Origin of the sequence: Klebsiella sp. Ech2A (genome assembly GCF_030078455.1) — a bacterium.
Classification (GTDB): domain Bacteria; phylum Pseudomonadota; class Gammaproteobacteria; order Enterobacterales; family Enterobacteriaceae; genus Klebsiella; species Klebsiella terrigena.
On the sequence record NZ_JAQGFU010000163.1, the window covers coordinates 1 to 10018 of the forward strand.

Sequence of the window (10018 nt, forward strand, 5' to 3'; positions counted from 1 at the left end):
CACCGACGGCCCGGCGGGCCGCGCCGGCTTTACCGCCAGCGCGGTGTGCAGCGTAACCGACGAGCCGCCGACGCTGCTGGTCTGCCTGAACCGCTCCGCCTCGGTGTGGCCGACCTTTAGCCAGCATCAGGCGCTGTGCGTCAATACCCTGGCGGCGGGACAGGAACCGCTCTCCAACCTGTTCGGCGGTAAAACGCCGATGGCGGAGCGCTTCGCCGCCGCACAATGGCAGCCCGGCGTCACCGGCTGCCCACGCCTGATCGATGCGCTGGTGAGCTTCGACTGCCGCATCAGCCAGGTCGTCAGCGTCGGCAGCCACGACATTCTGTTCTGCGAGGTCGCCGCCATCGTCAAGCATCCGCAGCCGCGCGGGCTGATGTGGTTCGACCGCGGCTATCACACGCTTATGCGCCCAGCCTGTTAACCTTTAACCCGGGATATCATCATGGCACTTTTCGATTTTCCTCGCTGGCAGTTGACCTCCCCCTCCGCCGCTTCCGGCGTGGTGGCCCCCGATGAACGTCTTTCCGTCGGGCAAACGGTGGTTATGGGCGTGCAGCACGCGGTCGCGATGTTCGGCGCCACCGTGCTAATGCCGATACTGATGGGGCTCGACCCCAACCTGTCGATCCTGATGTCGGGCATTGGCACCCTGCTGTTCTTTCTGGTGACCGGCGGCCGGGTGCCGAGCTATCTGGGCTCCAGCGCGGCCTTTGTCGGGGTGGTCATCGCCGTCACCGGCTTTAACGGCCAGGGGCTGAACCCGCATCTGGACGTCGCCCTCGGCGGGATTATCGTCTGCGGCCTGCTCTATACCCTGATTGGCCTGGTGGTAATGAAAGCCGGCACCCGCTGGATTGAACGCCTGATGCCGCCGGTGGTCACCGGCGCGGTGGTGATGGCGATTGGCCTGAACCTCGCGCCGATTGCGGTGCGCAGCGTTTCAGCGACGCCGTTCGACGGCTGGATGGCGGTGCTGACCGTGCTGTGCATCGGCCTCGTGGCGGTCTTCACCAGCGGCATGCTGCAGCGGCTGCTGATCCTCGTCGGCCTGATCGCCGCCTGCGTGCTCTACGCGCTGCTGGCAAACGGCCTCGGGCTGGGCAAGCCGCTCGACTTTTCCCTGCTGGAACAGGCCGCGTGGTTTGGCCTTCCCCACTTCACCTCCCCGACTTTTAACGGCCAGGCGATGATGCTGATTGCGCCCGTGGCGGTGATTCTGGTCGCTGAAAACCTCGGCCACCTGAAGGCCGTAGCCGGAATGACCGGGCGCAATATGGACCCGTACATGGGCCGGGCGTTCGTCGGCGACGGGCTGGCGACGATGCTTTCCGGCGCCGTCGGCGGCAGCGGCGTCACCACCTATGCGGAGAATATCGGGGTGATGGCGGTCACCAAAGTCTACTCGACGCTGGTATTCGTTGCCGCCGCGCTGATTGCCGTCCTGCTCGGGTTTTCGCCCAAGTTTGGCGCGCTGATCCACACCATTCCCGGGCCGGTCATCGGCGGGGCCTCGATTGTGGTATTTGGGCTGATTGCGGTGGCCGGGGCGCGGATCTGGGTGCAGAACCGGGTCGACCTGAGTCAGAACGGTAACCTGATTATGGTGGCGGTAACCCTGGTGCTCGGCGCCGGTGATTTTGCCCTCTCGCTGGGCGGCTTCACCCTCGGCGGGATCGGCACCGCTACCTTTGGCGCCATTCTCCTGCACGCTCTGCTTAGCCGCCGCGCGCGGGTAGCAGAAGCGCCTAACGCCACGGTATAAACGGCGCTTTCCCGGTCGCGCCAGGCCGACCGGGACTAGGGGTCCGGGCGCTCCGCAAGCTCGGACAGCGCCCCGGCCTCCGCCGGGGCCTCCTGCGTAGCGGAGGCCTTTTTCCGCTTCAGCTTCAGCTCGCTCACCAGAACGCCGGCCAGAATAAAGGCGCAGCCCACCAGCGCCAGCAGCGGTAAGCGCTCGCCGGCAATGCGGCCAAAAATCCCCGCCCACACCGGCTCACCGGTATAAATAAGCGTCGCCCTGGTCGGCGAGACGCTGCGCTGCGCCCAGTTCATGGTGACCTGAATAATGGCGCTGAAAATACCCAGCCCCAGCGCAACGCCCAGCAGCCCCGGCGACATCGCAGGGATCGCTTCCCCTGCCGGCACCATCGCCGCAAACGCCACCAGCGACGCGGTGGCCAGCTGCACCACCGTCACCCGCCGAACGTCCACCTTTCCGGCCCAGGCGCTAATTAAGATAATCTCCGCGGCGATCGCCAGCGCGCTGGCGAGGGTGATCGCTTCGCCGACGCCGAGCGCCAGCAGATTATTTTCCGGCCCGGCCAGCAGGATCAGGCCCGTAAAGGCCAGCACCACGCCCAGGCAGGACATCACTCCCGGCATTCTGCCAAGGCACAGCCACTGCAGCAGCGGCACCAGCGGAACGTACATGGCGGTAATAAAGGCCGACTTGCTGCTGGAGATCGACTGCAGTCCCCAGGTTTGCAGGCTGTACCCCAGCGCTATCGAGACGCCAATCGCCACCCCGGCCTTCAGCTCAAGCCACGTCAGCCCGCGCAGGACGCGAAGCGATAGCAGGGCCACCGCCAGCGCCGCGGTCGCGAAACGCACGCCGACAAAAAAGAACGGCCCGCTGAGCGTCACGGCGTACTGTACGGCGAGGAAGGTACCGCCCCAGAACATGGTGATCACGATGAGGATCGCTTCCTGGGGTTTGATGGAGAATTTGAACGAAGACATAGCGCGGCCGGTAGCAAATGTTAGCCGGATAGTGTGCAATTAGCCCGCCGGGAGCGCAACCGTTGGCAATAAAAAAACCGCCGGCAGCTGCCGGCGGCGAGGGCGATGCGCAGGGTGCCAGGGAGATTAACCCCTCATCATAAAACGCCCGACCTGCGTCATTGGCGATAAATCAGCTATGACGATTGCCGTGGCTGTTTTTGCCCCCTTTTTTGCCCGCATCCGAGGCGCGCTGGGGATCGTTTTTAAAGTTCCCCCCGCTGTGCTGTCCACCTTTACGACCTGCTTCTGATGCTCTTTCACGATCCTCGGCGAAGTTGCCGGAACCGCCACGATGGTTTGCCATCACTGACCTCCACTTGGTTAGACATCATGCTGCATTACGCGCAATACGCAGCCGCAGCGTCTGCGGCCTATGGCATGACCATTAGCGTATCGCGTGCCTTTAAGCGTAGTGAATGAAACTCATTCATCCGGTAAATAGTAACATCCTGCAACAGCTTTCGGCTCTGTCGGGATATTCCCGCACCGACTGTGCGCTAAGCTGCTCTTATGGCAGACGAAAACAGCGCAGCGGAAAATGTATCTTTTTGCGACAGAGGCAATCTTTGCAATTTTGTTATAAATCAAATAAATGATTGTTAGATTTGCACTCTCCGCCAGACGCCTTATCTTTAAAGGTAGCCAGTCGTTTGGCTGGCCTATAACGCAACCGAGGAGTGATGCAAATGGCTAAAATTCTGGTGCTTTATTATTCAATGTATGGACACATCGAAACCATGGCTCATGCCGTCGCCGAAGGGGCGAACAGAGTAGACGGCGTGGAAGTGGTGGTGAAGCGCGTGCCGGAAACTATGCATGCTGAGGCATTCGCCAAAGCAGGCGGGAAAACGCAAAATGCGCCCGTCGCCACGCCGCAGGAGCTGGCTGAGTATGACGCCATCATCTTTGGTACCCCAACCCGTTTCGGCAACATGTCCGGACAGATGCGCACCTTCCTCGATCAGACGGGCGGTCTGTGGGCATCCGGCGCGCTGTACGGCAAGCTGGCCAGCGTATTCAGCTCCACCGGCACCGGCGGTGGACAGGAGCAGACCATTACCTCGACCTGGACCACCCTCGCCCATCACGGGATGGTGATCGTGCCGATTGGCTACGGCGCGCAGGAACTGTTTGACGTCTCGGTGGTGCGCGGCGGTACGCCGTACGGCGCCACCACCATTGCCGGCGGCGACGGTTCTCGCCAGCCGAGCGAGGAAGAGCTGGCGATCGCCCGCTACCAGGGCGAACACGTCGCCGGCCTGGCGGTTAAATTACAGGGTTAACCCTTAGCAGGAGGATTTGCATGCCAACTCAAGAAGCAAAAGCTCACCACGTCGGTGAATGGGCAAGTTTACGCAATACCTCGGTGGAGATCGCCGAAGCGATTTTCGAATTAGCTAAATACGATGAAAAGTTAGCGGAAAAAATCTGGGAAGAAGGCAGCGATGAAGTGCTGCCGCTGGCCTTTGCGAAAACCGATCAGGATTCGCTGTTCTGGGGCGAGCAAACCATCGAGCGTAAAAACGTGTAACCACGACGCGGCAGAATAAAAAAACCCGGAATTTTCCGGGTTTTTTGCTTTATTTTGCGGCCTGGTTCATCACCGTTTTAAAGGTCTCCATCGGGCAGAACCCGTCGGCGTCTACCGGACAGCCGTTCAGCGCCAGGGTCACCCGCTGCGGCGGCGACTGCAGCGTCAGGGCGTCGGCATTGCGCAGCTGCGCGGTGCTTTGATAGACGTACTCAATCTTCATCAGATCGCGGTTGCTGCCGCTGTCGTGCCAGCGCTGGAAGACAATTTTGCCGCCGATCGGCGTGCGCTCGTTCTGATCGTGCAGCTGATAGGGTTTAAAATCCAGCGCCGTCAGCAGCGAGGCGATATTGGAATCATGCCCCACCAGCAGCGTCACCTTCGCCGCCTGCGCCGCGTCGCCCACCAGCGCCTTGTCGATATACTTCACCAGCGGCTTCGCGACGTTGCGCGCCACTTCCGTTGAGGTAAACAGGCTATCCTGATAGCCGTTTTTCAGCTTCGACAGCACCTGCCACTGCTTATCGGTTTTGATTTCGCCCCACGCCACCTGGTCCTGCGGGAAGCCTTCGTAATACTGTAGGGTGAACGCGTCCACCAGCGAATTACCGACCTTCAGCGGCCCGGAAACGCCCGGCTCCTGCTGATATTTGGCGCTGAAGGCGTCCTTCCCGTCGCTCAGCGAGCACTGCTGCTTCTCTTTGCAGGAGGGCGAATTGCGATAGTCGGTCATCTCTTCGAGCAGCTTATAGCTCTCGGTGAGCTGCATTTTTTGCCGCTCTTTCTCCATGGCCTGCACCGCCTTCTCGCTAAACGCCGCGGAGTCATCGGTGATAACCGGGTTAAAGGTCGGGTCCATGGTGCCCATTTGCGGCTGGTGATGGACGGTTACGCCACAGCCGGGAAAGGCGCCGGTGATAAAGAACTGGGCGGTAGCGACGGTGCGCTGCAGGCTATTAGCATAGGCATACACCGCGTTGTCCGGCGGGCACTCGCCGCTGGTCACCAGCTTCTGCTGCGCCAGCCACTCCCGCATATAGTGCCCCATATAGACTTCCAGCACCCCGCCCTTGGTGGTCAGCTGTCCGCCCGGAACGTCCCACTCCGGCCAGGATTTCGGCGTTGACTGCTCCAGCACGCTGCCGTTATTCGCCAGCGGTGCGCGCAGGTTGTGGCGGCTCATGATCAGCACCTGCTGGAGCTGATAGCCCTGCGGGGCCGCCTGCTCCTGCGCCTGGACGCCCGCGGACAGCAAAACGCCAGCTGCAATCGCGCCTGCGAGTAGACTTTTTCTCATCCCTTAACCCTCAGTCAGTGATTAGTATCGTCCTGATTGTGACAAATTTATGACATTTTGCCAGACGACAGCGCGCAAACTGAGGCAGCGGGCATTCTTTTAGCGCTTCAGACGATGGCCGTTGTGGTTCATCCACTCCGCCAGCGGCTGCAGCGCCTCGCGCATCGACAGCCCGAGCTCGGTTATCTGGTACTCAACCCGCGGCGGGATCTCCGGGTAGACGCGGCGCGACACCAGCCCGCGCTGCTCAAACAGCCGCAGCTGGCGGGTCAGCTCTTTTTGCGTAATCGGGGCGATGGCGCGCAGCAGTTCGCCGAAGCGCAGCGGTGCATTCAGCACGATCAGCCGATAGAGCACCGGGATCGCCCACTTCCCGGCGATCAGGTTAACGAAGCTGGTCATCGGGCAGACCGGGGGGACAAAATTATTTTCCGCAGCCTGCGCCGCTGTTTTCGCCATAGCACACCTCTTCCCTCATTAGTATCCAATTGGCACCTGGTACCTTTTGGATACTAATGCTTTTATAGTGGGATTTCCAGTAAGCAAACGGGAGCACTACGATGGGACGTTTAGCAGGAAAACTAGCCTTAATTACCGGAGGAACCAGCGGCATCGGCCTCGCGACGGCGCAGGAGTTTATCGCCGAGGGCGCCCAGGTTGCGGTCACCGGCCGCAGCCCTGAGGCTCTGGAACGGGCGCAGGCGCTATTGGGGGATCGGGGATGGGCTATCGCCGCCGATGCGGGCGACGTCGCAGACCAGCGCCGGCTCGCGCAAACTCTTGCCGGCCGCTGGGAGCGCCTCGATGCGGTGTTCATTAACGCCGGTGACGTCAGCCACGCGAATATTGGCGACTGGCGTGAAGAGAGCTGGGATCGGTTGATGAATACCAATCTCAAAGGGCCGTTCTTTCTGCTACAGGCTCTGCTGCCGCTGCTGGCGAACCCGGCGTCGGTGATCCTCTGCGGCTCGGTGAGCGCCCATATTGGCCTGCCGACCAGCAGCGCCTACGCCGCCAGCAAGGCCGGGCTGCTGTCGCTGGCCCGCACCCTGTCGGCAGAGCTGCTGCCGCGCGGCGTTCGCGTGAACGGCCTGAGCCCGGGTCCGGTGCGCACGCCGGCGTTAGATAAGCTCGGCCTCAGCGCGCAGGCGCTTAGCGCCCTGCAGGAGGAGATCAAAAACCTGGTCCCGCTCGGGCGAATGGGCACCCCGCAGGAGCTGGCGAAGGCCGCGCTCTATCTCGCCTCGGACGAGTCCAGCTACGTGGTGGGAAGCGAGCTGCTGGTGGATGGCGGCACGGGAAATCTCTAATCTCCCCGGCGGCGGTAGAGGCTACTCCGGCAGCGGCACCGCCGCCAGGGTGCAGATAGCCTCGTGCTCTCCGCCGCGGCGATCGACCATCACCACTTTGTCTCCGGCCTTCTTGCCTTCGCAGGGCTTGAGCACCTGATCGACGATCCGTTCCCGGGTTTGCTGACGTTCAGTCTCTGCCTGTGAAGCAAACGAGACCAGGATAAGTGCCACCCCTGACAGGCTGACGACATGTTTATTACGCATTCAATATTATTCTCAGACAATTCGTACTCGCGTGCAGAGTAGCAGCCTGAAGGCCGCGCGTCTGTAAAATCGCTTAACGGAGTGTTACCCCACCCGACAAAACAACAGATTTACTCTGCGGCAGTTGTTAGGTTTTACCTATGGAAGAGTCATATTTCAGACATATCCCGATGCTATCTTAGCCGCGTATTTATAGAGTGCATCGTTTTCAACCAGGACCCAGGATTGTGTATGTCCGGTATTATTCTCCTTCTCGCCGCGGTCATTTTGCTGGGGGTTGCGCTTTACAGTCTGGTGTCATACGTCAAAGAGCGTCGCGCCAGCCAGCTGCCTTTTCACAAGAAGAAAAAATAACCCCCGTTCTGCTATAGAGAGGCTATAGCGACAAAAGAAAAGCAGGCACTATGCCTGCTTTTCTTTATTCAGCGTCCACCTTTGCGCTACGACTCCCAGGCCTGCTCCGCCTTGGCGCCGTCAAACTGCGGCGGCGGCTTGCGAAAGCGCCGGGTCAGCCAGGTCAGGTACAGCAGACCGACCGCAGCCCACACCAGTCCCAGCGTCAGGGACGTCGCCTCCAGGTTCACCCACAGCACGCCGACCGTCACCGCGCCAATCAGCGGCAGCAGCAGATAGTGGAAGCGGTCCTTCCAGGTTTTGTTATAGCCCTTGCGCCGCCAGAAGTGGTTGAACACCGACAGATTGACAAAGGTAAAGGCCACCAGCGCGCCGAAGTTGATCAGCGCCGTGGCGGTGACCAGGTCAAAGAACAGCGCCGACAGGGCGACAATGCCGACCATAATCACGTTCAGCGCCGGCGTCCGCCATTTCGGGTGGATATAGCCGAAAACGCGCTCCGGGAAGACGTTGTCGCGCCCCATCACGTACAGCAGACGCGAGACGCTGGCGTGCGAAGCCAGCCCCGACGCCAGGGTATTGACGAAGGTGGTGCAGAGGAAAATTGACTGGAACAGCTTGCCGCCAACGTACAGCGCAATCTCCGGCAGCGCCGCGTCGGGGTCCTTAAAGCGGCTGATATCGGGGAAAAAGAGCTGCATAAAGAACGAGGCGGCGATGAAGATAATGCCGCCGTACATGGCGGTGAGGAAAATGGCCTTCGGGATCACCCGCGCGGCGTCCGGCGTCTCCTCCGACAGCGTGGTCACCGCATCAAAGCCGAGAAACGAGAAGCAGACGATCGTCGCCCCGGTGATGATCGGGATCAGATGCGCGTTCTGGCTGATAAACGGCTGCAGCGACCAGACGGTCCCCACGCCTTCACCTTTATGCAGCCCCTGCACCACCAGCACGATAAAGACCACCATGATCGAAATCTGCACCAGCACAAACAGGGTGTTGAAGTTGGCGACCAGGCTCACGCTCTTCAGGTTCGCGGCGGTAAGGATCGCCACAAACGACACCACCCACACCCACGGCGGAACCTCGGGGAACAGGGCGGAAAGATAGATTTTCGCCAGCAGGACGTTGATCATCGGCAGGAACAGATAGTCCAGCAGCGACGACCAGCCGACCATAAAGCCGACGTGGGGGCTGATTGATTTTTGCGCGTAGGTATACGCCGACCCCGCTTCCGGGAACTGGCGCACCAGCTTGCCGTAGCTGATGGCGGTAAACAGCACCCCCGCCAGCGCCAGCAGGTAGGAGGCGGGGACGTGGCCGTTGCTGATACCGGAGACGATGCCGAAGGTATCAAACACCGTCATCGGCGTCAGGTAGGCGAGGCCCATCATCACCACCTGCCAGAGCTTGAGCGACTTGCGCAGCCGGGGCTTTTCCGCCTCGGCCGGGAGGTTAAAAGACGTATTAGCAGCCATAGACGCTCTCCCCCTGGCAGGCACGGGTTTGTGGGTACAGCGACCGGGTTACAAACCTGCTTAGCAAGGGGGTTAATTGTAAATAGCTGGGCAAAACGTACCGGCGAACGGCGGCGGGTTCACATTCATAGCGGCCCTCGTGGCCCCCTTCTCCCTGCGGATATTTGAACATCTGCATCATCTCCTACCTCGTCACACACTGTGTCGTTAACTGAAGCCCCGCTGTCGCCTGCGCTCCTTAACGCGACATCCGGGAAACGGCTGGATCCCCAGCAAAAATATTCGGCCAGGCTCCGCTCAGGCCGTATGATGCTACCGATAGTTCTCGCCCGTTGGCCCCCTGCGGGGCGGCGGTCAGGCGTTTTTCAACATCCACTCAATCTCTGTTTCGGTGATCAGGCGCTCAAACTGCAGCAGCTCATCATGCTTACAGGCATGGTAGACGTGGCAGAAGCGCTCGCCGAGTAGCTCTCTCAGAGAGTCGTTTTGCATAAACTCCCACAGCGCGTCGCTTTGGCGAATCGGGAACGGCAGCCCCTCCTGCTCGAGCCCGTTGCCCTCCACCTCTTCCTGCAGCGGCAGCGTATTGTCCAGGCCGTGTAAAATCCCGGCGAAGATGGCCGCCATCACCAGGTACGGGTTGGCATCCGCTCCCGCCACCCGATACTCGACGCGGTGGTTATGGCGATCGCCGCAGGGAATGCGCAGCGCCACGGTGCGGTTGTTGTGCCCCCACGACGCCTGGGTCGGGACGTACATTCCCGGCTGGAAGCGACGGTACGAGTTCACGTTCGGCGCCAGCAGCGCCATCGACGCCGGCATCAGGTCAATCATGCCGGCCAGCGCGCGCTTGAGCAGCGCGGAGTCTTCGCCCTGCGCGTCCGCCAGCACGTTTTCACCCTTATTGTTCTGCATGCTGATATGGATATGCATCCCGCTGCCGGCGTGCTCTTCATAAGGCTTAGCCATAAAAGTGGCGTGCATCTTTTGCTTCCTGTCTCTTTTACAAATCTGACGC

Annotated in this window: 14 protein-coding genes; 6 read left to right on the forward strand and 8 right to left on the reverse strand. The window is 60.8% G+C overall.

What is annotated here, in order from left to right:
• On the forward strand, positions 1-424 hold a 424-nt coding region (locus PFH44_RS21145), incomplete at its 5' end, for a flavin reductase (RefSeq protein WP_283826056.1).
• A 21-nt stretch (positions 425-445) separates the two neighbouring features.
• Complete coding sequence (rutG, locus tag PFH44_RS21150; RefSeq protein WP_045854790.1) at positions 446-1765, forward strand: pyrimidine utilization transport protein G; 1320 nt, start codon at positions 446-448, stop codon at positions 1763-1765.
• A gap of 35 nt (positions 1766-1800) precedes the next feature.
• Here the strand turns inward: rutG and PFH44_RS21155 are convergent, their stop codons facing one another.
• Both PFH44_RS21155 and PFH44_RS21160 read right to left on the reverse strand, forming a co-directional pair.
• The gene (locus tag PFH44_RS21155) at positions 1801-2742 is read right to left on the reverse strand and encodes a DMT family transporter (protein ID WP_045854789.1); all 942 of its coding nucleotides are present in this window, start codon (positions 2740-2742) and stop codon (positions 1801-1803) included.
• A 172-nt stretch (positions 2743-2914) separates the two neighbouring features.
• The gene (locus PFH44_RS21160) at positions 2915-3088 is read right to left on the reverse strand and encodes a con-10 family general stress protein (protein ID WP_041144912.1); all 174 of its coding nucleotides are present in this window, start codon (positions 3086-3088) and stop codon (positions 2915-2917) included.
• Positions 3089-3470: 382 nt separating this feature from the next.
• Between PFH44_RS21160 and wrbA the strand changes: the two genes are divergently transcribed.
• Together wrbA and PFH44_RS21170 are read left to right on the forward strand one after the other, a co-directional pair.
• Positions 3471-4067, forward strand: a complete 597-nt coding sequence (gene wrbA / locus PFH44_RS21165; RefSeq protein ID WP_045854788.1) for an NAD(P)H:quinone oxidoreductase — start codon at positions 3471-3473, stop codon at positions 4065-4067.
• Between the two features lie 20 nt (positions 4068-4087).
• Positions 4088-4315: a YccJ family protein gene (locus PFH44_RS21170; RefSeq protein ID WP_045854787.1), complete on the forward strand. Its 228-nt coding sequence runs from the start codon at positions 4088-4090 to the stop codon at positions 4313-4315.
• Between the two features lie 49 nt (positions 4316-4364).
• Here the strand turns inward: PFH44_RS21170 and agp are convergent, their stop codons facing one another.
• Both agp and PFH44_RS21180 read right to left on the reverse strand, forming a co-directional pair.
• Complete coding sequence (gene agp / locus PFH44_RS21175; protein ID WP_045854786.1) at positions 4365-5612, reverse strand: bifunctional glucose-1-phosphatase/inositol phosphatase; 1248 nt, start codon at positions 5610-5612, stop codon at positions 4365-4367.
• 99 nt (positions 5613-5711) lie between these two features.
• A complete protein-coding gene (locus tag PFH44_RS21180) occupies positions 5712-6071 on the reverse strand; it encodes a winged helix-turn-helix transcriptional regulator (RefSeq protein ID WP_045854785.1) in 360 nt (119 codons plus the stop codon).
• A 101-nt stretch (positions 6072-6172) separates the two neighbouring features.
• Here PFH44_RS21180 and PFH44_RS21185 point away from each other — a divergent pair, with 101 nt between their 5' ends.
• Complete coding sequence (locus PFH44_RS21185; RefSeq protein ID WP_283826057.1) at positions 6173-6922, forward strand: SDR family oxidoreductase; 750 nt, start codon at positions 6173-6175, stop codon at positions 6920-6922.
• A 21-nt stretch (positions 6923-6943) separates the two neighbouring features.
• Here PFH44_RS21185 and PFH44_RS21190 read toward each other — a convergent pair whose 3' ends face one another.
• On the reverse strand, positions 6944-7168 hold the full coding sequence (locus PFH44_RS21190; RefSeq protein ID WP_045854783.1) for a hypothetical protein: 225 nt from the start codon (positions 7166-7168) through the stop codon (positions 6944-6946).
• A gap of 231 nt (positions 7169-7399) precedes the next feature.
• Between PFH44_RS21190 and PFH44_RS21195 the strand changes: the two genes are divergently transcribed.
• On the forward strand, positions 7400-7522 hold the full coding sequence (locus PFH44_RS21195; RefSeq protein ID WP_095096195.1) for a small membrane protein: 123 nt from the start codon (positions 7400-7402) through the stop codon (positions 7520-7522).
• Positions 7523-7608: 86 nt separating this feature from the next.
• Here PFH44_RS21195 and PFH44_RS21200 read toward each other — a convergent pair whose 3' ends face one another.
• From PFH44_RS21200 to PFH44_RS21205, 3 genes are all read right to left on the reverse strand, one after another.
• Positions 7609-9000 (reverse strand): APC family permease, encoded by a 1392-nt coding sequence (locus PFH44_RS21200; RefSeq protein ID WP_283826058.1) that lies wholly within the window; start codon positions 8998-9000, stop codon positions 7609-7611.
• Positions 8990-9181 (reverse strand): YmjE family protein, encoded by a 192-nt coding sequence (locus tag PFH44_RS28135; RefSeq protein WP_463671559.1) that lies wholly within the window; start codon positions 9179-9181, stop codon positions 8990-8992. Before PFH44_RS28135 ends, PFH44_RS21200 begins: the two co-directional genes overlap by 11 nt.
• 173 nt (positions 9182-9354) lie before the next feature.
• A partial coding sequence (locus tag PFH44_RS21205) for a type I glutamate--ammonia ligase (protein WP_463671560.1) occupies positions 9355-10018 on the reverse strand: 664 nt, incomplete at its 5' end.